Origin of the sequence: Schlesneria paludicola DSM 18645 (assembly GCF_000255655.1) — a bacterium.
Taxonomy (GTDB): Bacteria; Planctomycetota; Planctomycetia; order Planctomycetales; family Planctomycetaceae; genus Schlesneria; species Schlesneria paludicola.
In genome coordinates, this window is the sequence record NZ_JH636435.1 from 1,445,797 (window position 1) to 1,467,293 (window position 21,497).

The 21,497-nt window shown below is 56.4% G+C and carries 13 protein-coding genes; 6 read left to right on the forward strand and 7 right to left on the reverse strand.

The window, feature by feature from the left end:
• Nucleotides 1-503: 503 nt before the first annotated feature.
• Nucleotides 504-1,382, forward strand: a complete 879-nt coding sequence (locus OSO_RS48460; RefSeq protein ID WP_010585549.1) for a hypothetical protein — start codon at nucleotides 504-506, stop codon at nucleotides 1,380-1,382.
• A 119-nt stretch (nucleotides 1,383-1,501) separates the two neighbouring features.
• Here the strand turns inward: OSO_RS48460 and OSO_RS0123625 are convergent, their stop codons facing one another.
• The 5 genes from OSO_RS0123625 to OSO_RS0123645 form a co-directional block, all read right to left on the reverse strand.
• A complete protein-coding gene (locus OSO_RS0123625) occupies nucleotides 1,502-3,028 on the reverse strand; it encodes a TolC family protein (RefSeq protein WP_010585550.1) in 1,527 nt (508 codons plus the stop codon).
• A 238-nt stretch (nucleotides 3,029-3,266) separates the two neighbouring features.
• Entirely contained in the window at nucleotides 3,267-6,344 is a 3,078-nt protein-coding gene (locus tag OSO_RS0123630) for an efflux RND transporter permease subunit (RefSeq protein ID WP_010585551.1), read from the reverse strand.
• A 225-nt stretch (nucleotides 6,345-6,569) separates the two neighbouring features.
• Nucleotides 6,570-7,868, reverse strand: coding sequence for an efflux RND transporter periplasmic adaptor subunit (locus tag OSO_RS0123635; RefSeq protein WP_202799970.1), 1,299 nt, complete (start codon nucleotides 7,866-7,868; stop codon nucleotides 6,570-6,572).
• A gap of 135 nt (nucleotides 7,869-8,003) precedes the next feature.
• Entirely contained in the window at nucleotides 8,004-9,464 is a 1,461-nt protein-coding gene (locus tag OSO_RS0123640) for a sensor histidine kinase (RefSeq protein ID WP_010585553.1), read from the reverse strand.
• Nucleotides 9,461-10,135, reverse strand: coding sequence for a response regulator transcription factor (locus OSO_RS0123645; RefSeq protein WP_010585554.1), 675 nt, complete (start codon nucleotides 10,133-10,135; stop codon nucleotides 9,461-9,463). Before OSO_RS0123645 ends, OSO_RS0123640 begins: the two co-directional genes overlap by 4 nt.
• 319 nt (nucleotides 10,136-10,454) lie before the next feature.
• On the opposite strand from OSO_RS0123645, the gene OSO_RS44800 reads away from it, so the two are divergent.
• From OSO_RS44800 to ku, 5 genes are all read left to right on the forward strand, one after another.
• Complete coding sequence (locus OSO_RS44800; RefSeq protein WP_010585555.1) at nucleotides 10,455-11,144, forward strand: TetR/AcrR family transcriptional regulator; 690 nt, start codon at nucleotides 10,455-10,457, stop codon at nucleotides 11,142-11,144.
• A 192-nt stretch (nucleotides 11,145-11,336) separates the two neighbouring features.
• Complete coding sequence (locus tag OSO_RS44805; RefSeq protein ID WP_010585556.1) at nucleotides 11,337-12,536, forward strand: efflux RND transporter periplasmic adaptor subunit; 1,200 nt, start codon at nucleotides 11,337-11,339, stop codon at nucleotides 12,534-12,536.
• 12 nt (nucleotides 12,537-12,548) lie between these two features.
• Nucleotides 12,549-16,085, forward strand: coding sequence for an efflux RND transporter permease subunit (locus OSO_RS0123660; RefSeq protein WP_010585557.1), 3,537 nt, complete (start codon nucleotides 12,549-12,551; stop codon nucleotides 16,083-16,085).
• A 202-nt stretch (nucleotides 16,086-16,287) separates the two neighbouring features.
• Entirely contained in the window at nucleotides 16,288-17,499 is a 1,212-nt protein-coding gene (locus tag OSO_RS44810; protein ID WP_010585558.1) for a patatin-like phospholipase family protein, read from the forward strand.
• 259 nt (nucleotides 17,500-17,758) lie between these two features.
• Nucleotides 17,759-18,655, forward strand: coding sequence for a non-homologous end joining protein Ku (gene ku / locus OSO_RS0123675; protein ID WP_029247392.1), 897 nt, complete (start codon nucleotides 17,759-17,761; stop codon nucleotides 18,653-18,655).
• A 47-nt stretch (nucleotides 18,656-18,702) separates the two neighbouring features.
• Here the strand turns inward: ku and OSO_RS0123680 are convergent, their stop codons facing one another.
• A complete protein-coding gene (locus OSO_RS0123680) occupies nucleotides 18,703-19,302 on the reverse strand; it encodes a DUF4126 domain-containing protein (RefSeq protein ID WP_010585560.1) in 600 nt (199 codons plus the stop codon).
• Nucleotides 19,303-19,747: 445 nt separating this feature from the next.
• Complete coding sequence (locus OSO_RS44815; RefSeq protein ID WP_010585562.1) at nucleotides 19,748-20,974, reverse strand: magnesium transporter; 1,227 nt, start codon at nucleotides 20,972-20,974, stop codon at nucleotides 19,748-19,750.
• Between the last annotated feature and the right edge of the window lie 523 nt (nucleotides 20,975-21,497).

Below are 21,497 nucleotides of genomic sequence, written 5' to 3' on the forward strand. Positions count from 1 at the left end.
GTATCAACGTTTTCACCAGAAGCCTCCATCCTTTGGGGGCTTGATTTGCTTATACCTTCCGGCGCATCTCATGATCCTTGTCGCCACAGTCAGTGGTGGATTTTTCTTTCTCGCAAACGAGGACATCCGGTTTGCATTCCTGCTTTTTGGAATTGGAATCGGTGCCATTCTACGCGATTGGGCCACCCTGATTCGATTGATTAGAGCTTGGCCAGTGCTGTCACAGGTCTTCAATTGGGAGCAGGTGAGGGCACTCCTTCAGAGTGAAGACGAAACGCCCAATCATTGATGGTGAAGTAACAAGTGCTCCAATTCGGCAGAGACCAACCTCGTATCCATTCATAGCCCGGAGCGAGGGGGACCGTCACATTTTGCCAGTTTATTGGAATCCGCCGTGTATCGACCAGAAAGCGCGTTTAATGTAGACTCGCCCACGTCGTTTTGACCTGGCAGTCTGTTGATTGTGCCTGGCAACACAATTCCTTACGACATGGAAGTCGGACATGAAATACTTGATTCTTGCCGTCGTCTGCACATTGATGCTGTTCGTGACGATCCAACGACGTGCTTACGAGCAAAATCCTCCGCAGCTTCCCTTAATGGCGATCGGCAGTGAAACAAATCCGACCGTAACGACAAAGTTGGACTTCACGATGCCGGCCCGCGTTCGCGAGGTCGACGAGTCGTCTGAAACTCGATTTGCGATTCAGGTGCGATGCTTGCGATACACGCGCGCACCGAACACCGACGCCCTATTTGACAAACTTTTTGCAGCATCGTCTTCAGAAGAAGCGACGTCCGAGACAATCGGCCGACAGACCTTCAAGTCTCGAGTCCTGAAGAGCAAGTCCATCGGGCCGTCGATCACAAGACTCCTCAGCTCCGATCAATCGCATCTTGGTCGGGGGCAAACCCGAATTTCCTATGATGGTCAACCGGTCACATTCGCGCAGCTTGATCGGACCAACCTGACGGAAGTCGAGGCGTTTCAACAGTGCGTGTCTCCAAATATCGACTCGACGCAAGAGGGTGACCGCCACCAGACTGCGGTTGAGACATTCGACTGGAAGCAAACGTCTTCCCTGGTGATGACAACGACGCTGCAATCGAGCAACAAGGTTCGGGTTCAAGCATCGACGCGGAACTCCAAAGGGACGCCGGTCGAGCTCGATTCGATTCAACTGCTACAGCCTGGACAGACGATTGCCGTATGGGGAGAGCCCCTCGTACGGAATGCGGCCAGTACGTCGATCGTGCCCTTGATGGGCAACCTTCCCGTCATCGGCGATCGATTCAAAAAAACAACGGTGACGAAGACAACGATCGAAACAGTCTACCTTATCACAGCAGAGCTCATTCCGGCTCATGCTTCGAATCCGTAGACTGCGCGTCCCAGTAACAGCCTGGTGAATAAAGACAGGCACGCTGGCGTTTACGATGTCATGGCGCGTTTGAACAGATAGGGAACCAGGCACGTGTTTCGACACGCGAGCGAGACGCGTTATTCCAGCAATTCTTCGACGGGAATTCCCGTGACGCCGGTCAGATTGGCCGCGGATTGAGAAAGCTCATTCATCAGATCGAGACGAGCACGCTGGTTCTGGATAATGCTGGCGCGGGCCTGGACAACACGCACCAAGTCCACTTCACCGGCCAAGAACTGCTGTTCCAAACGCTGCAACTCATTCGGAAGTTCCCCAATCCCGGATTGAGCCTCTTCCGCAACGGCGTCGTACGCCAGCTTGTACCGTTCCCATGCGGCGGCGGCTTCGAGCTCGGCACGTCGTGCCGTCTGCTGCCACATCATTGCCCTTTGATTCAGTTCTGCAGCCCGCTGTCGCTCAAGAGGCTTGCCCGAATTGACAATCATCAAATCGACTTGGGCCCTGAACCCCAGGAACGTCGTTCCATCGGCCGTGCGTTGATAGTACGGGCCAATTTGAAGGTCTGGCGTGCGAGAAGCCGTTGCCAGGCAAAGGTTCGCTCGAGCGACTTCGATGTCGGACAGCGCGGCCATCACGTCCGGACGCGCGGCGGCCTTGCTGGCAATCATGAACTTTTCGCGCTGCTGTTCGCGCTCTGGAACCAGGTCAGCCTTGATCGCTTGCGGCTCGAAAAAGATCAGTGACGGCGTTCGCCAGCTCATGACACGCAGGTCGCCGACAACGGATGACGGGTCATCAGGATCGATTCCGATCTGCCGCTTGAAGTCGCGCAACGCCGTTTCGTAATTCACCTTGGCCAGCCGAAGCTGATGGTGTGTGGAGCGTGCATCAACACGCACAATTGCCGCATCGGCCGCGGTCGCCTGTCCCGCCTCAAGCTGCTTTTCCAACGTCTGCAGCAGTTGCTGGTTGTTGTCGTCGTTCGCTTTGGCCAACTCCAATAATCCGCTCAAATAGAGCGTCGTGAAATAGAGCCGCTCGGTTTGAGCGACGTTCTGCAATTCCGCTTGATGGATATTCCATCGCGTGCTGTTCAAAGTCGACACCGCCCCTTGTTCGCGAAACTGCTGCTGGTGTGCCAACTGAATCGTCTGCATGAGCAGAATGTAGTGATAGGTCGTCCCAGGGGTTTCGGTTCGCGCATTGTCCTGATAGGGCGTCGCCTGCACTTGAACGGAGGGATTGAACGGATACGTCTCGGCGACTCCAAGGGCCGCGACGCTGACATGTTCGGCCTGCCGAAGCGCGGTCAGATCAGGGTTCTGCGACAACCCCAGCGCAATGCTGCTCGCCAATGACAGACTGCTCGTGGGTGGGACCGGCGTCTTGGCATCGTCATCCCGCGCCGGTTCCTCGCCAGAGACCGTCAGGATCGTTCGGCCCGAGTCTGCCTCGACGTCATTCGCGATGGTGTTATCGGCAACGAGATTGCGATCCGTCGTTTCGCCGTCGGAACGCGCGACCACATTGTTCGAAGTGGCCTTCTGCCGTGGACGATGGCTGATGGAATGACGATTCTCCGCCGCGCGGCAACCGCAACAAACCACCATCAAAAGACACAGAGTCTTTGTGTACGAGGCCATCTTCGCTCCTTCGATCCCTGTCGCCCCTCCTTCGCGCGATCGCGCCCGCTGGGCTCACAGTTCAAAGTCGGCGAAAGGGTGCCCCAGGGAAGGAGCCAACTTGACTCAAAAAAATGGAGTTAATCTTCGAGACATCTGCAGGCATTAAAGTCGCGCCACTTCAACCGGCACACTGCTGGATTTGCCGCCAATCGGGCCTGCGTCGACATTTCGGGCAGGATTGGTCGCACCGTTCCTATCAGTTTTCCGGAGGAACGACGGCATTCCGTCCCCACAGTAAATATAGCGGGGGCAACAAAAACAAATTGAGAACAGTCGAAGTGACCAATCCCCCGACGATAACGACCGCCAAGGGGTACTCGATTTCGTGCCCCGGCTTATTCCCGGAGATGGCCAACGGTAGCAGTGCCAGAGCGGTCGTGAGGACGGTCATCAAAATTGGAATCAAACGCTCCTCAGCGCCGCGAATGACCAACCCCAACCCAAACGGTTCGCCTTCGACCTCTTGCAAATGCCGGTAGTGACTGACCAGCATGATGCCGTTGCGTGCGGCGATACCCAGCACGGTGACAAATCCGATCAGCGAACCAAGCGAGAGGACGCCGCCTGCGATCCATGCGGCCACCACGCCGCCGATCAACGCGAACGGAATCGTCAGCGCGACCATTAGCGTGAGCTGTACCGACTGGAAATCGATGTACAGAATGAGCAGGATACCAATCAATGAGATGGCTCCCAGGCTGAATAGACGCCGCTGGGACTCCTGCCGAGCGGTATACTCGCCCAGGAATTCGGGGTGATATCCTCGGTCGAACGGCAGTGTCCCGACCACGGCCTCGATATCGCGCGCCACTGACCCCAAATCGCGGCCCTTGGCATCGCACGTGACATCGATTCTTCGCGATCCCCCTTCGCGTTTGACTTCGTTCGGAGCAGGAACGATTTCGACATCGGCAACATCTTTCAGCGGAACTTGTCCCCCCGTTGGGGTATCGATTCGCAAATCATGTAGTGCGTTCAGGTCTGTTCGCGAGTCTTCCATTCCCCAGACCACAACATCAAACTTCTTCTGATCCTCGTAGACTTCGCCAACTTTCATACCACGAAGCAGGGTGGTGACGGCGCGTCGAACCTGACCGGGCGTAAGCCCAAATCGTTCAGCCGCGTCCTGACGAAGACGAACCTGCACCTGCGGGACCAGCACCTGTGCTTCAACCTTCAGATTGGCGACCCCGTCGACCTTTGCCATCGCCTCGCTGACTTCCTTCGCCTTGCTGCGCAAGACGGCCAAATCCGCTCCGTAGATTCGCACAACAATACTGGAACTGGCTCCTGTCAGCACTTCTTTGACGCGTTCGCGAAGGAACGTCAGCACATCACGATACAGCCCCGGATATCCGTCGACCGCCTCTTGAATCTTGTTCAATGTCGGCCCGTAGGGCACATTGGGATCGATGCTGATCCAAAGCTCGGTGAAGTTTGGCCCCACGACTTCGTCAGCGACTTCCGCACGACCAATGTGACTTCCGAAGTTGCGCACACCGGGAATCGACCGCAATTCGCGACTCGCTTGAATTGTAATTCGATCCATCGCTTCGATCGACGTGCCGGGCTTTTCGACAAAGTGCATCAGAAAATCGGTTTCTTGAAAGTTCGGCAAGAATTCCTGGCCGAGGCTGTTCACAAGAAACGCGGTCGCAATGAACGCGACTGCTAGAAACCCAAGTGAAGACTTCGGACGCGAGACAAACCAGGGCAAGACCTTTTGGTAGGGTCGACGCAGCCAGCGGCTGAATGGCGCCTCGTGCGATGATTGCTGGCTGTTCGGCAGGATCATGAGCGACAGAGCCGGAGTCACGACCAGTGCCGTCAATAGTGACGCCAGAATCGCCAATACATAACCAATCGCCAGGGGACGAAAGAACGCGCCGGGCAATCCATCCAGAAAGAAAACGGGCAGGAACACTAATACGATAATCAGAGTCGCATAGACCACCGCGCTGCGTACCTCCAGTGACGCATCCAGGACGACTCGAAAAGCGGAACGCGGCGTCGCGGCGGCACGATTCAGCCGTAATCGCCGGACGATATTCTCGACATCAATGATCGCATCATCGACGACTTCACCCAATGCGATGACAAGGCCCGCGATTATCATCGTGTTGATCGTCAGGCCCCACCAGTAAAGTACAACAATTGTCGCAACCAACGACAACGGGATGGCGGTCAGGCTAATCACGGCCGTCCGCCAGTCGTACAGGAAGGCCACAAGCACAATGACAACCAGTATGCACCCTGTCAGCAGCGCATGGGTCAAATTGTCGATTGACCGTTCAATGAAGGTCGCGGGCCTGAAGATGGTGGGATCGAGCTCCACATCCTTCAGGCCGGGCTTCAAAGCCTCCAGCGCCTGCTCGACTTTTCGAGTTACCTCCAGCATGTTGGCGGCCGGTTGCTTCTCGACGATGAGCAACAGCCCTGGACCATCATTAATGATGGCATCACCGATGGCGGGCGGCGAGCCGATCTGAACGTGCGCGACATCCCCCAAGCGCAAGACGGCGCCTTCACGAAACGAGACAACCGTCTTGGCCAGGTCTTCTGGACCATAAATCGGGGGCAGTTGCCGGACCGCCATTCGCTGATTGGGGGTATCGACGAATCCCCCGGCGTCCAGTACCACCGCATCGGCGGCGGATTTGACCACGGCATCGAGGGTCACGTGATGGGCACGAAGTCGATCGGGATCAACGAGGACCTGTAACTGTTTGTCGCGCTGTCCCCAGATTGCAACGTTCGCGACGCCCGGGATGGCCATCAGACGCGGTCGGATTGTCCACACCGCGAGTTCCGTCAAGTCTCGTTGCGACAGCTTTTCGGACCAGACTCCGATTTTCATCATGCGACTGAGTGACGAAAGCGGCTGCAAGATCACCGGCGGACGTGAGACGGCTGGCAATCGCGGAGTTTCGGCTGCGAGCCGTTCCTGCACCAATTGCCGTGCTCGGTAGAGATCCGCGCCTTGATGCAACAGCAGCTTGATCTGGGACAAACCCAGCACCGATTTTGACCGCAGCGCATCAAGACCGGGCGTGCCGATCAGGACATTTTCTAAAGGAAACGTCACCAGATTCTCGACCTCTTCGGCCGACAGCCCGGGTGCTTCGGTCTGAACTTCCACGTAAGGCGGTGAGAATTCGGGGAACACATCGAGGGGCAAGTGGGGTATGAGTCGAATCCCAGCGACGATCAACAAAACTGCCAGGGCCAGGACGGCCACCCGCAGCCGAAGCGCGATCTCTACGAGCCAACTCATTTGCAAATTCCTCTCGTGCGTGTTCGGGATTTGCTTGTGATCAAGCTCCCGCTTGGCAACGCTTCCGACACATCAGACATGTGCATGTGCCCCGGGCCACGTGACTGTTCGACAGAAAATTAGATCGTAATAGGCGTTACCAAGTGGGAGCTTGGTAACGAGAAATCTCAAGCGGGAACTTGTGTAACGAGGTCACGAATACGCGTTACCAACCCCAAACCACGACTACTTGGCGAACCCGAATTCGGTTCCTGCGAGTTCCGCGGCCCCCGCGGTGACGACGGACGTTCCGGGCTGCAGTCCGCGTCGAATCGCGGCCCAGGTGCCGTCGACCCAACCGATATCCACCCGGCGACGAACAAACGTTCGCTCGCCCGTCATTTCATAGACCCATTGCCCGCCATAAATATCATGGATAACCGACGACCAGGGGATTGCCAGTTGTTTCGCATCGCCCTTCAGTCCCAGATGAGCCGCGATTTTCTGTCCGGGCTGGAACGCACGCTGGTCATTGGGCAGGGTGTAGTAGACATCGACTGCGGCCGCCAGTGGAATCGATGTCGGAGGCAGCGCCGCGGGCTTCACGAAAATATCGCTCGCCGAATGGCGGCCGCTAAGCAATGTCAGCCGCGCGGTCTGAGTCAGGTCGAGTTCGGCGAGATCCCCAACATAGACGGGCACCTTCACCCACAGGATGTCATCATCGATGACGTCAAACAGGGGTGCCCCCGCCGCGACAAGTTCTCCAGGCCGAACCTGTGTCGCGCGGACAATCCCCGACAACGGGGAAGGAATCGAAATCGGTTCGAGTGTGCCCGCCTCTTCATCGAATTTTACACTGTCGACCAGTTGCTTCCGCGTCGTTGCGGCTGCGAGTGCCTTTTCGGTGAGCTGCAGCTGAGCCGTTGCCTCATCCACGGCACGCACGGTGCCCGCCTTGTCACGTAGCAATCGCTCGGCACGCTCCAGGGCAATCTTGGCCGCTTCAACCTGAACGGTCGCCTGTTGCACAATCCCCTCCGCATCAATGCGGGATTGAGCCAATGCTTGCTTCGCCTCGGCAAAACGGATTCGTTCGGATGGCGTCAGGACCGAACGTTCCGGTGACAATAGTGGCAGCAGCCTGAGAAGTTCGTGTCCTTCCTGAACCCGCTGGCCGGCTTCTACGAATTTTTGCTGGTCAACCGACGTCACTTTTCCTGCGAGCGGCGCCGAAACAATCACCGCGGAACCTGTCGGCAGAATGATGTCGGCACCATACGGCCGGCTCCGCGACATCGTACGTTCTTCAACCTTGGCCGTTTCCACGCCGAGTCGTCCTACCGCCGCATCCGTCAATTCGATCGTGTTCAGCTTCCCCTCGCTGACGGGATATGTTGTCTTTGCGGCCGTGATCGGCGCCGATTTCGCCGCAGACGAAGCTTCCTTCTGGCAGCCATTTGCTGAGACGATCATGACGCTCGCGCTCAGGACGAGTCCCCAGTGATGGGATGACAAGGAACACGGCATTGTCCAAATCAACATTGGATGAATTCCCATCGTGACGTTCAATCAGAAATCGGATTGAACAAAATTTGCGGCATGGCCACACGATCCTGACAGGCGGGCGAGCCTCGCCCCCAAGCTTGCTCGCCTGGTCGTGGCGAGTCGATCGACGTGTCAATTCAGGCTTGAAACTCCACGACTCATTTCGACTCCGGTGGCGTTCGCCTCGACTACGGATGAAACCTCCTGTTCCACCGACACTCCTCGTAACCGAATCGTGAGCGTCGTCCCGACGCTCGGCTGGCTTTCGATCTCAATGTCTCCACCCTGGATTTGAATCGCCGAACGAGCGATCGCGAGCCCCAGGCCCGCCCCGCCCATCGCACAGTTGCGCGACGAATCCACACGATAAAATCGATCAAATACGCGCGGCAGATGCTCTGGAGCGATCCCAATTCCCGTATCCTGAATCCGCAGTTGAATGACCTCTCCAACCATCTTGCAACCCAAAGTCACCTGGCCGCCGCTTGAGGTATATTTCAGCCCGTTCTCGACGACGTTGGACAACGCTTGCCCAAGCATCACGTCGTCGCCAATCGTTTCGCACTCGACCAACTCCGTCACGTTCAGTGAAATGCCGCGACTGATCGCCAATGGCCGAAGCTGTTCGATCACATCCAGAATCACGGCATCGACTCGGACCGGATCGCGGCGACATTGGGTCAAGCCGGCATCATGGCGGCTGAGATTCAGCAACTGATCAGCCAGGCGGCCCAAGCGCGTTGCCTCTTCAACAATTGAGGTGAGGGTCTGTTCATACTCTTCCGGCGAACGGCGTCGACGCAACGTCGACTCGGCCGCCGCACGCAAGACCGACAGCGGGGTGCGAAGTTCGTGAGATGCGTCAGCGGTAAAACGCTGAATCTCATCGACGGCCTGCTCAAGTCGACCAATCAATGAATTGAGCGTCGCAGCGAGATGGCCAAGCTCGTCCTTTGAATTGACGACCTGAATCCGTTGATGCAAATTCGAAATGGTGATGGTCTCGGCCACGCGGACGATTTGCTCAACTGGGGCCAGAGCACGCGCCGCAAGGAAGTACCCGCCCGCTCCGGCGAAGAGCACCCCCAGCGGCAGGAGCACGAGCATCAGCAGTTGCATGGTCCGCAGATCGGCATTGAGAGGATTGAGCGATGTCAGTGACTGGAGGATGACGGTCCCTTGCGGCCCCGGGACCGAAGAACTCGCCACGCGGACGAGATGGCGGTTGTCGAGTTCCCGGTCACGATATTCGAGTGTTGCGTTCGGCTTTGTCGGCAGCAGTCGTTCCGTCTGCGCCGCAGATAAACCGGAACTGACAAATAAGACGTCTCCTCGATCGTTTGTGATCACGAACTCATAGATGTCGTGCTGAAAGAATCGTGCCCGGACATGTTTCTGGAATTCTTCGGTACTTTGGGCGAGCCGGACTTCCAGAGCCAACTCCTGAAGTTCTTCACGCAAGGCGGCGTCGGTGCGGGCGAGAAGTTGATGCCGTGTCAACAACATCAGGATCAGGCAGAATGCGATCAAAACGGCGGCCAGGGCGCCTGCATACCAGAGCGTCAGGCGCCAGCGAATCGAAAGTCGATTCATGGCAGATCCCCCAGCACATAACCCTTGCCGCGGATGGTATGCAGCAGGGCCGGACGCCCCGATCCCTCCAGTTTCTTACGCAACTGATTGATGTGCACATCGATCACGTTGGTCCAGGTCGCCGTCGGCTCCCTCCAGACGTCACTCGCGATCATTTCCCGTGTGACGACCTCGTTGGCATGCCGCATCAAGTAGACGAGCAATTCGAATTGTCGGTTCTGCAAGTCAAGCAGACGGGAATCGCGCATGGCCGTACGCGCGAGAAAGTCGACGGTCAATTCCCCCACCGTCAGCGCAGTCGTACTGGGATTGGCGTCGCGTCGGAGCAGTGCGCGAATTCGCGCCAGAAGTTCGTCCAGGGCAAACGGTTTCACCAGGTAGTCATCCGCTCCCAGATCAAGCCCTGCGACGCGGTCTTGAATCGTATCGCGCGCCGTCAGGATCAGGACCGGTACGCGATTGTCGGCCTTCCGTAGACTGGCCAGCCATTCCAGGCCCGATCCGTCGGGCAGCATCAGGTCGAGCACCACCAGGCCCATGGAAGGTGACAGCGTTTTTGTCGCGTCATTCAGCGTCAGAACGCCCGTGGCATCAAATCCAGACTCTTGCAAGGTGCGAACAATGCTCGCCGAAAGTTTCGGATGATCTTCAATGACGAGGACGTGAGTCATGGAACGGATCACCTGCTGCCATTTCACCTGGATCGGGCGATGACACTGCGTGACCGCTGGGGGCCAAGCAACGAGACACTTTACGATGGAATGGATTGTCGGATGTCAGTCGTGATGGGAGAAGTCCGCCCAGTCGACATTAACTGGATTTCACGAGAGTCATGGTGTCATTTCAGTCTGGGTGGAACAGGTCCCTATGTTTTCAATCGCTTGTTAAGACACGCTCGCACGTCGAAATGTTCTTGACCACCCCACAAAGTAAGCGTACACTCACCATCACAATGGAGAGGGAAAGTGTGCGAATGCAAGGGACGCGAGAATGCAGGCCGCTAAAAAACTGAGTGCCGAGCAGCGACGTGCGGAGATCATCCAGGCCGCGCGACAGTTATTTGCCGAGAAGGGTTTCGATGGCACGACGACGCGCGAACTGGCCGTCGCCGCCGGGGTCTCGGAAGCCTTGATGTTCAAGCATTTCCCGAATAAGGAAGCGCTCTACACCGCGATGCAATTGGCCTGCTGCAATGAGCGGATCTTTGATGAAATTGGCCGGCTGGAATCGCTTGAGCCCTCGGCATCCACACTTGTCCTGCTCGTGCATTTCATGGTTTCGCGAGTCCTGTTTGATGCGGAACGACATCCAGACAAAGCGATTCATGCTCGATTGATGCTGCGAAGCTTAACTGAAGATGGCGAGTTTGTCCGTTTGTGTCTGAACGGATTGCCCTTGCGGCTGAACCAGATGATGGTCAGTTGCCTAAACGCTTCAATTGCCGCTGGTGACGCTTACGACGGCCCAGTCATTCCTGAACTGGGCTGTTGGTTTGTGCATCATCTGTCTGCGATGATCAGGACCTATCTCATGCCGGCCACGCCGGTCGTACATTACGGAGTGTCACGCGACAAACTGGTGGAGCAGGTCGCGTGGTTCACGCTACGTGGGATGGGACTGAAGGAAGAAGCGATTTCTCGATACTACAACCCGAAGGCGTTGCTGCTGTTCGCGGAATAGTTGAGTTGGCCATCAATGTGAGTGAACGCTTACGGCTTCGAGAACATTGCAGATCCCGATTCGACGATTCTGGGTTTGTCGTAATAATCTCATCGATCTGTTGAGCTCACCAGTGATCCTGCGAGAAAGGACACGAATGACAGCCCAAATCTCTCTGTGTTCAGACCCCTGCGATGTCCAAGCGAGGCGCTCATGAGAGGCTTTATCAAGTTTTTGACGACGGCATCGTTGATGCTCAGCCTCCCACTGACCGGCTGTGGTCGGGGGCCTTCCGGTCCCGTCCAAACGGCACCTGTGCCGGTGACAGTCAGCCTTCCGCTCAAGAAAAACGTCAGTGACTTTTCGGACCTGACCGGCCGAACGTCCGCCGTCGAAACCGTGGATGTCCGTGCCAGAGTGGACGGGTACCTCGAAAAGATCCATTTCAAAGAAGGCGCGCTGGTCAAAAAGGGGGAACTGCTGTTTGAGATCGATCCTCGGCCCTATCAGGCTCAGGTGAACTTCGCCAAGGCACAAGTGGCCGCCAATGAAGCCCTGCTGACCAAGGCCAAAGCGGATAACGTTCGCAACAAGACCCTGGCTCAAAAGTCGCCTGGCACCATCAGTCAGCAGGATCTGGATCAATTCCAATCCGCAGAAGACCAGGCAATCGCGAACGTCGGCACCGCAAAGGCGACGCTCGAAACAAACGAGCTCAATCTGGCATTTACCAAAGTCCTGTCACCGATCGACGGGCGAGTCAGCCGGTACAATCAGACCGTCGGCAACTTGATCCAGCAAGACACCACGCTGCTGACCACCATCGTCTCGGTCGATCCGATCTACGTCTATGCCGATGTGGACGAGCAAACCGTGCTTCACGTGCGCGAGATGATTCGCGAAGGGAAAGCGAAGTCGGCCAGAGACACAGATATCCATGTCAAACTGGGACTCGCGAACAGACGCGGCTTTCAACGAGACGGCACGATCAACTTTGTCGACAACCAACTGAACCCCAAGACAGGCACGTTGCGGATTCGTGCCGTTTTTCCGAACGAAGATCAGTTTCTAACACCGGGCATGTTCGGACGAGTGCGAATTCCGATTGGCGAACCACATGATGCGTTGCTTGTCTCTGATCGCGCGATTGATACCGATCAGGGCCAAAAGATTGTTTATATCGTCGACAAAGACAATAAAGTCGATTCACGTCCCGTCACCTTAGGTGCCGTTGATGATGGTTTGCGCGTGATCGAAGCGGGCCTGTCTCCGACGGATCATGTGATCGTCAATGGATTGCAGCGCATCCGGCCCGGAGTGACCGTCGATCCCAAACTGGTCGAAATGCCCGGTTCGTCTGTGCCCAGCACTTCACCTGACAGCAGCGCAGAAGAGCGCTCGCCTGCCCATTGACGAGGCCCATACATGCTCGCTCGCTTCTTTATCGATCGACCGGTGCTCGCCTGGGTGATCTCGATCATCATCGTCCTGATGGGACTGATCGCGGCCGCACTGCTACCGGTCGCGCAGTATCCGCAAATCGCACCGCCGACCGTCCAGGTGAAGGCGAACTATCCCGGTGCGAATGCACAAGTCGTTGCCGATACCGTCGCCGCTCCGATCGAGCAGCAGATCAACGGTGTCGAAAACATGATGTACATGTCGTCGCAAAGCAGCAATGACGGTTCCTATTCATTGGATGTCACCTTTGAGCTCGGAACCGACCTGAATATGGCGCAAGTGCTGGTGCAGAACCGCGTCGCCATTGCGCAGCCCGTTCTACCCGATGTGGTCAAGGCCGTTGGCGTCACGGTCAAAAAGCGATCACCGGACATCCTGCTCGTCGTGAATCTGTACTCCGACGTCAATCCGACCACGAATGAGCTTTATTACGATCAGCTTTACCTGAGCAACTACGCCACGATTCAATTGTTGGACTCGCTGGCTCGACTCAAGGGCGTCGGTGACGTCTTTACCTTCGGCGGGCAAGACTACAGCATGCGGGTTTGGCTCGACCCGAATGAACTGGCCTCACGTAGCCTTTCCGCCAGCGATGTTGTCAATGTCCTGCGTGAGCAGAATGTTCAAGTCGCTGCCGGCCAGATCGGGCAGGCCCCTGTGCCAAAGGGACAGAACTTTCAGTTCACCGTCAGCACACTGGGACGACTGACCGACGCCGAACAGTTCGGCAATATCATTCTGGCCACCGGCACCGACGGTGAAGTCACCTATCTCAAGGATGTGGCAAGAACGGAGCTCGGCGCCAGAAGCCAGGATCAAACCTTGACGCTCGACATGAAGCCGTCGGTCGGGCTGGCCATCTTTCAGCTTCCAGGATCGAACGCACTCGACACGGCCGATCTGATTAAAGCCAAGATGCACGAGTTGGAGTCACGATTTCCCAAAGGGCTGAAATACGAAATCGCGTATGACACGACCCCGTTCATTCATGAATCGATCGGAGAAGTATTCAAATCCCTGCGCGACGCCGTGATTCTGGTGGCCGTCGTTGTCTTGCTGTTCCTGCAAGACTGGAAAGCGTTGCTGCTACCCGTCATCGACGTCGGCGTGTCGCTGATCGGCACATTCGCCGTGATGGCCCTTCTTGGGTTTTCACTGAACAACCTGACTCTGTTCGGCCTCGTGCTCGCGATCGGGATTGTGGTCGATGACGCCATCGTGGTGCTGGAAAATATTGAACGGTGGCTCGAGAAAGGCCTACCCGTGCGCGAGGCCACGATCCAGGCCATGAGCGAGATCACCGGACCGATCGTCGCCATCACATTGGTTCTCAGTTCTGTCTTCCTGCCCAGTGCCTTTCTGGGCGGAATCACGGGCCAGTTTTTCCGTCAGTTCGCGCTCACGATCGCCGCGTCGATGATTATCTCGGCCATTAACGCCATGACGATGACCCCCGCTCGCGCGGCCTCAATCTTTGCCGGGCGCAAGATTGGCGAGCATGGCCATGAAGGGAAAGAGGCTTTGCCGTGGTGGTTCTTTGGACTGGTTGGCGGCATGGTGTCGGTCTGGCTGCTGAAATTGATGTTCGGCACCCATCTGGGATTGTCGGTTCATGGTGAGGCGGGAGAAGGGGGCCCTCAATCACTGTTGGACGTCATTCGCAACGCGGGTCTGCAGGTCTTGCTGTTCATTCCGGGTGCGATCGTGGGGGGGATTATCGGCCGATTGATTATCAAACCCGTCAACTGGACGCTGGGAAAGTTCTTTCAGGCCTTCAATTGGATCTTCGATCGCACGACGGACCTGTATGGAAAAAGCGTTGGCTGGGCACTGAGATTGAACGTGATCGTCCTGCTGATTTACGGTGGGATCATCGGATTGACCGGATACGGATTTACCCGGGTGCCAGTCGGTTTCATTCCCTCGCAGGACAAAGGGCGTTTGATTGCGACGATCCAACTTCCCGACTCGGCATCCCTGGAGCGAACGAAAGAAGTCAGTCTGGCCGTCGAACGGATCGCACTCGAGACGCCCGGTGTCGCCCATACGCTGGGGAATCCCGGCCGTTCATTCGTGCTGAATACCGTGGGATCGAACCTCGGATCGATGTTCATCACGTTAAAACCATTCGACGAACGACTGTCACCGTCGCTCAGTGCTGACGCCATTGCCGCAAAGCTTCGTCAGCGGATTCAGAAAGAGATTCTTGAAGCTCGCGTCAACGTCTTTGGGGCACCGGCCGTCGACGGACTAGGAAGTGCGGGAGGCTTCAAGCTGATGGTCGAGACGATTGGCGATGTGAATTTTGTGACACTTCAGGGCCAGGCCGACAACCTGGTCGACAAGGGCAACCAACAACCGGGTCTGGTCGGATTGTTCAATGGATTTCGCGCCAGTACGCCCCAGTTGTACGCCGATGTGGATCGCGTCAAATGTAAAACATTGGGGGTCGCGCTGACAGATGTCTTCGCGACACTTCAGGTGTATCTGGGCGGAAACTATGTGAATGACTTCAATCGCTTCGGCCGAACCTGGCAAGTCAATGTTCAAGCCGATGCGCCATTTCGAATCGATGCCGAATCCGTCAAGCAAATGAAAGTTCGAAGCATCACGGGCGACATGATTCCCCTCGGAAGCCTTCTTAATATCCGCGACAATGGCGGACCATTGGTCGTCACGCGCTACAACATGTTCCCCGCCGCAACCATCTCTGGGGCATCACGGCCCGAAATGAGTACCGGCGATGTCCTGAACACGATGGAAGCTTTAGCACAGCAGGAATTGCCACGGTCCATGACCTACGAATGGACGGACCTGATGTATCTTCAGAAACAGTCGAGCAAGCTTGAGTCGTTTCGCGATCTACAACAGAACCCCTTTAGCGCGTTCGCTCTTGGGGTCATTCTGGTGTTCTTCGTGCTGTCCGGACTCTACGAAAGCTGGTCGCTGCCAATGGCGGTCATTCTGGTCGTCCCGATGTGCTTGTCGAGTGCACTGGCGGGAATTGCGATGGCCCGCATGGACATCAACATCTTCGTACAGGTCGGCTTTGTGGTGCTCGTCGGACTGGCGTGTAAGAACGCGATTCTGATTGTGGAATTCGCTCGTGATCGTCAGAAAGAAGGTGCCTCGCTCTACGATGCCTCACTGGAAGCCGCCAAAGTTCGCTTGCGTCCCATCATCATGACATCCTTCGCCTTTATTTTGGGAGTGCTGCCATTGGTCATTTCTCACGGTGCAGGTGCCGAGATGCGCCGTACCCTGGGCACGGCCGTATTTGCCGGGATGCTGGGTGTCACACTGTTCGGAATCTACTTAACACCTGTGTTCTTCTATGTCGTGCGTCAAATGAGCGACTGGATGGGAACGGGCCCGAAGCCAGCACTTGCCGCACATCCCAGGGGCGAAGCCCCTTCCACCCACGCGATTGTGACGAACAGTGCGCCAACGACGCCTCAGCCTGTCGAAGCGACGGCCCCCAAGGGCCAGCCTAAGGATTGACGATGCAGTCAGAATCGATGTGAGTCGAGACACTCTATCGGCAATGAATGCCGGAAGAGATTGAAATGATCAATAGGCCCACGGCAGAGACGCGTTCGTTGAGAGCGAAACATCTGGCATTCTGATGTGACAGCGCTACGATAGTGACGCGGAACCCCTTGTCGATTGAATGGCTTCGAAAACGTGACAAAAGGAGTTGTCCATGTTATCGAAATGCATCCGCCGGGGATTTGTGCCCTTGTGGATCGCCCTGATCGCTGGTTGCGCGACATTCAGGGAATTTCCCCCGTTGACCTTGAATCCCGCGGTTCGGCTGATCGATCGCGACGCACAGACGACGCCCGAAGATTCCGAAATTCAGCAGAGTTCGGCAAGCGACGACGGATTCTCGCGTACCAAGCAGATCCTCGTTTTGTCGGGTGGCGGGTTGAACGGCGCATTCGTCGCCGGGGTTCTGAATGGTTGGTCGGAATCCGGTAATCGTCCGCGTTATGACATGGTGACGGGTGTCAGTACAGGCGCGTTAATCGCGCCATTCGCCTTTCTGGGTTCAGACTACGACGGCGATCTGAAACGGCTGTACGCGTCTCAGCGTGGAATGAAGATTTATCGCCCTTATTCGCTTCTGGCACTTCCCTGGTCGAATGCCTTCGCCGATTCCGAACCCCTGCGACAACGCATCGCCACCGAAGTCACCGCCGACATGCTGCAGAAGATTGCGCACGAGCATCGACAGGGCAGGCGGCTTTACGTCGGAACAACGAACCTGGACTCGCAACAATTCGTCGTGTGGGACCTGGGCGCGATCGCCGCCGGAAATGATCCGAACAAATTGCCGCTCTTCCGAAACATTCTGCTGGCTTCCTGCTCGGTTCCAGGACTGCTACCTCCGATTCAAATCAACATTGATGTCGACGGCAAACGCTATACAGAATTGCACGCCGATGGAGGTGTCAGCAACTCGCTGTTTCTGCTGCCACAAATGCTGGGACTCGGCGATGGAAGGTCGACAGATCCCGCCGAGAAACCTTCGACGGTATACGTGATTGTCGCCGGCAAGTTGGCACCGGATCGACGGCCGGTCGATGGGGGCATCTTGCGCGTCTCGGACGCCTCCCTGAGAGGATTGATGCAGGCCCAAATGGAAAGTGATCTGAAGAGAGCCTATGTGCTGGCGCAGCGGACAGGAGCCGATTTTCGGTTGTCCGCGGTTCCCCAACATGCGACCATCAATCTCGATTCCATGAACGGCAGTGCACAAACCATGCGAGACCTGTTCGAGCTGGGACGAACAATGGGAGAATCGGAGACCTTGTGGAGACACGAGCCTCCCGGCATCGCCCCCGCAGAATGGCCCGTGCCGCGATCAGGAGTTCGATTTTCTCAGACGGACGACAGAGACGTCCGATCTTGATCGCGCGGTCCTGCTCGTCAATTTGGGATCGCGAGTGAACAACTGGAAACACGAGTCGATCCGCGTTCAAAGTGGAAGCAGATCGATCATACGTCGGCTCCATGCCTTCCCCGACTTCAATGACAACTGGTGCCCCCATCGGCGTGTTCGTTTTTTCCGACATCGGCCTTGGAATTGCAGCGGTTAACATCCGCGAGCTTGGGAAGCTTCGAGAATTGTGCATGGAGGAGAGGCCTGCCTTCATTCACAGGTGATCCCAATGATGCCCCGCCCGAATTGGAAAGGCTTTCTGAAATTGAGCCTCGTCTCGGTCCCCGTCACATCTTACTCGGCGGTGAGCTCAACCGAAGGCGAAATCCACTTCCACCAATTGCATGCGTCGTGCCGCAGCCGGATCAAGTATGTCAAGACGTGCCCGATCCATGGGGCGGTTCCCGCAGATGAAATCGTCTCTGGTTACGAGTTTGCCAAAGGTGAGTATGTCGTGATCCAGAAAGAGGAACTGACGGAACAATTCCTGAAGGAAGAGAAGAGCATCGACATTCAATCAATCATTGCGACGTCGGCGCTCGATCCGATCTATCTGACAGAACAAAGTGCCTATCTGTTGCCTGAGGGCGGAATTGCCCGAAAGCCTTACGCCGTCATTGAGCAATGTCTGCGCGAACAGAATCGAATCGCGCTTGGGAAACGGATTGTCAACGGCAGAGACAGTCTCGTCGCGGTTCGACCGGTGGGCAAGCTGCTTGTCATGACGACGCTCAGTAATGCGGTGCAGGTCAAGGCGTCCGACGAATACGAAGCCCAACTGACAGATGTGGAGGTGACACCAAGTGAGTTGAAACTGACGCGGACACTATTCGAAGCGTTCTACAGCAACACTGTCGATCTGGCCGAGTTCAAAGATGAATACAACAATCGAATGTCCGAACTGATTGAAGACAAGCTGAAGGGACACAAGCGGACTTCAACACGCAAGCTGGATCAACCTGACGTCATCAATCTCATGGACGCGTTGAAGAAGAGTCTGGCGGCGGCCAAGCCGCAGTCCACCGCAAGATCACGGAATGCGAAGTCGGCGAAATCAGAACCGTCCATGGCACAATTGAAACGCTCGGCAATTGCGGCCAAACGTAAATCGGCGAAACGCGCATGACTGCCTGTTACACAGTTGACGCCCAATCCTTAGTGAACTCGAACGAATTACATTGAGGCCACTTGATTGCTGTGCGGGTCTGCGACAGATGGTGCGCGGAATTTCCAGCGAACGATCAGGATGACCGTCCAGACCAGCAGACAGAACAGAACCGCCATGGCGATCATCGGCAGGACAAGGACTAAAAATGTCATCGTGATCGACGACACGAGTTCAACCGTTGACACAGCGAAGTTGCCGAGCCCACCCGTTGATCCCGACGACGCAGCGCGCGTGATGACCGTTCCGGACTGAATTAATCCACAAACGCCGCCGCCAGCAATCACGGCTAAGGACCATTTCAGAAACGGGGACGCATCACCAAGTTGGGAAGCGGTCACCATTGTTCCGGCAACCAGCGCCGCCGGCGTTGCAATGGTGTCCATCAGATTATCGATCCAGGGCACGTAAAACGCGCCAATCTCCAAAACCGTTGCCGATCCAAATGCGAACATCGCGGGCCAGGTTCCAATCCACTCAAAGCCGGAAGCCAGCGTGAGATGACCGCTCTGCGATGCAATACTCATCCCAAGCAAGGGGACGAATACCCGAAATCCACATGCGGCGCTCAATCCAATCCCGATGAAAAGGCCTAGCAGGAGATCCATGCGATCTGTCTCGTTTCCAGAGAGAACATTACAAGGGTGCTGGATCAGCGTATCATGTCCGCAATGAACGTGGTTGCTAGAATTGGCCTTCGCAACTTACTTTGGTTGAGCAAAACCGATTGGTGATCTGACGATGTCTCGTATACAGCGCTTGATCGCTGAATACCCGTTTCTCTGCCTTTTGATGGCTGGCTTTTGCGCGATGATCGCGCCCGTCCTGATCTCGATCAATCTGTTGCGTTTCGGGCAGTTTCTCGCGAACGAGTGGCAAGTCCCCCAATGGGTCGACCTGGCACTTCTCAAACTGCTTCGCGCTTGTGTCTCACCCACTGCCAAAGCAATCGGTTGGACAACGTTCGTCTCGGGCTTCGTGATCATGAATGCCGGCCTCATCCTGCATGTTCGCCACCGACGAAAACATGCCGAAAGTTCTTCCGGGACGGTGTCAGAATCCGCCGAGCAACATTCGTCCCAGATTAAAGTAGCAGAACAAGGTCACGATATCGCTGAGCGTGAGTGCGATCGGTCCTGAGGCCAATTGAGGGTCGAGGCGACAGAGTTTCAATAAGTATGGCATGCTCAGGCCGATTCCCGCTGACGCGACGACACCGCCGGCGATGCCCAGGAACAAGCTGAGTGCGACGAGTACGCTGCCTTTCCAGGCGAAGGCGACCAGGGCGACGGTCAGGCCGCTGGCGGCGCCGAGAAACAGACCGACCAGCAGTTCCAGTCCCACCCGCCGCGCGAACATCGACCATTGAGACGGCTGCGAATGAAGCGACTGAATTGCGAGCGAAACCGACTGGATACTGACGCTTTCGGCAAGTGCCGTGACGAGCGATATAAACGGGGCGACGACGGCCAGAGTCGAGACGTCCTGATAGGCGTCGGCAATGAAAGCTGACAGCATCCCGCCGGCGACATTGCACAGCAACCAGGGAAAACGCCCCATGAACGCTTGCCCGGCATTGCCCTTTTGAGCTTCCGTCAGGTGCACACCGATCAGCTGGAACAGGTCTTCACTGTCGTGGCGTCGATCGATCTCTTGAATTTCGTCGGTATACAAATCGATGTCGATGACCCCCAGAATCTTCTGGTTGTCGTCGACGACGGGAAACGCCAATAACTTATGAACGGTGAAACGTTCGCACGCTTCCAGCACCGTTGCCGTCGACGGAATTGACAGAACCTGCGTCGCCATAATCTCGGCGATCTTCGTTTGCGGCGAAGTGAATAACAGCTTGCGAGTCGATACCACGCCTTTCAGCCGCCCCTCGCCATCGACAACATAGAAATAGATTACGCGGCCAGGAATCTGGCTGTCACGGATCAGTTCCAAAGACGCCCCGACGGATTGGTCGTCACGGAGTAGGGGCGCGAACGCGTTCATATGTTGCGTGACAGGGTCATTCAAGATATCCCGCACACTGCCAGTGCTTGTCACGAATAACGGGTCCCTCAACGCTGACGGCAGAACGGGTGCCGTCCCCACCTCTGCCGACATCACGTCGGCAGGCGTCACCTCAGCCGTCGCGCCGCGAACCTCGACGGTCTGCTCCGTAGTCGTAATGCTAGCTTTTCTGACCGGACCGCCGCCGCTGGCAGGCACATCGCTGGGCGAATTCAAAGGACGATCCGGCGAAGGAAGAGGGCTCGTCGGTTCATTGGTCATGGCATCCCTTCCCAAATGCGGTGATGTCCGTCGCGCGGATGTCAGTACGTCAAAACTTCGATCACCCCAGCCCGGTCACTGCAGTGAAGCTCTTAGAACAATTCGGGTTGTCACAATCAAAGACCTCGAGCTGTCCCCCACTTGACAGCCTTTCGTGACAACTCTCATTGACAGGCCAGCCCAAGACTGAAGTCGTAACGTAACTTCCGTGGTGTCGGATCACAACGTAACTCGCTGTCGCAAAAAATGTTCACCTGAATTCCAATCCGCGTTTCGACTTCGAACATGCGACGGCGCAACGTCCAGTTGAGCCCTGTCGGCTCACCGAATTCCCCAAAGACCACTCTGCGACTTTGCCCGCTTCGCGACCGACGACGCTGAACGACGTGTGAGCTGAGATCACCGAACGGCCTGTCGCCGTGTTTCAGCTGCCACCTAAACACACGAACACAACTTGAAACGGCTCGGCAGAATCTGCCTGTCCGAAGCGGCGGATTTTCCGTCAGTTGGGGACGGAATCTCG

Excerpts from the sequence above, each read along its gene's own strand:
- OSO_RS44800 (WP_010585555.1), top strand. The coding sequence starts at position 10,455 with ATGCAGGCCGCTAAAAAACTGAGTGCCGAGCAGCGACGTGCGGAGATC.
- OSO_RS0123645 (WP_010585554.1), bottom strand. The coding sequence starts at position 10,135 with ATGACTCACGTCCTCGTCATTGAAGATCATCCGAAACTTTCGGCGAGC.
- OSO_RS0123630 (WP_010585551.1), bottom strand. The coding sequence starts at position 6,344 with ATGAGTTGGCTCGTAGAGATCGCGCTTCGGCTGCGGGTGGCCGTCCTG.
- OSO_RS0123680 (WP_010585560.1), bottom strand. The coding sequence starts at position 19,302 with ATGGATCTCCTGCTAGGCCTTTTCATCGGGATTGGATTGAGCGCCGCA.
- OSO_RS0123660 (WP_010585557.1), top strand. The coding sequence starts at position 12,549 with ATGCTCGCTCGCTTCTTTATCGATCGACCGGTGCTCGCCTGGGTGATC.
- OSO_RS48460 (WP_010585549.1), top strand. The coding sequence starts at position 504 with ATGAAATACTTGATTCTTGCCGTCGTCTGCACATTGATGCTGTTCGTG.
- OSO_RS44805 (WP_010585556.1), top strand. The coding sequence starts at position 11,337 with ATGAGAGGCTTTATCAAGTTTTTGACGACGGCATCGTTGATGCTCAGC.
- ku (WP_029247392.1), top strand. The coding sequence starts at position 17,759 with ATGATGCCCCGCCCGAATTGGAAAGGCTTTCTGAAATTGAGCCTCGTC.
- OSO_RS44815 (WP_010585562.1), bottom strand. The coding sequence starts at position 20,974 with ATGACCAATGAACCGACGAGCCCTCTTCCTTCGCCGGATCGTCCTTTG.
- OSO_RS44810 (WP_010585558.1), top strand. The coding sequence starts at position 16,288 with ATGTTATCGAAATGCATCCGCCGGGGATTTGTGCCCTTGTGGATCGCC.
- OSO_RS0123635 (WP_202799970.1), bottom strand. The coding sequence starts at position 7,868 with ATGTTGATTTGGACAATGCCGTGTTCCTTGTCATCCCATCACTGGGGA.
- OSO_RS0123640 (WP_010585553.1), bottom strand. The coding sequence starts at position 9,464 with ATGAATCGACTTTCGATTCGCTGGCGCCTGACGCTCTGGTATGCAGGC.
- OSO_RS0123625 (WP_010585550.1), bottom strand. The coding sequence starts at position 3,028 with ATGGCCTCGTACACAAAGACTCTGTGTCTTTTGATGGTGGTTTGTTGC.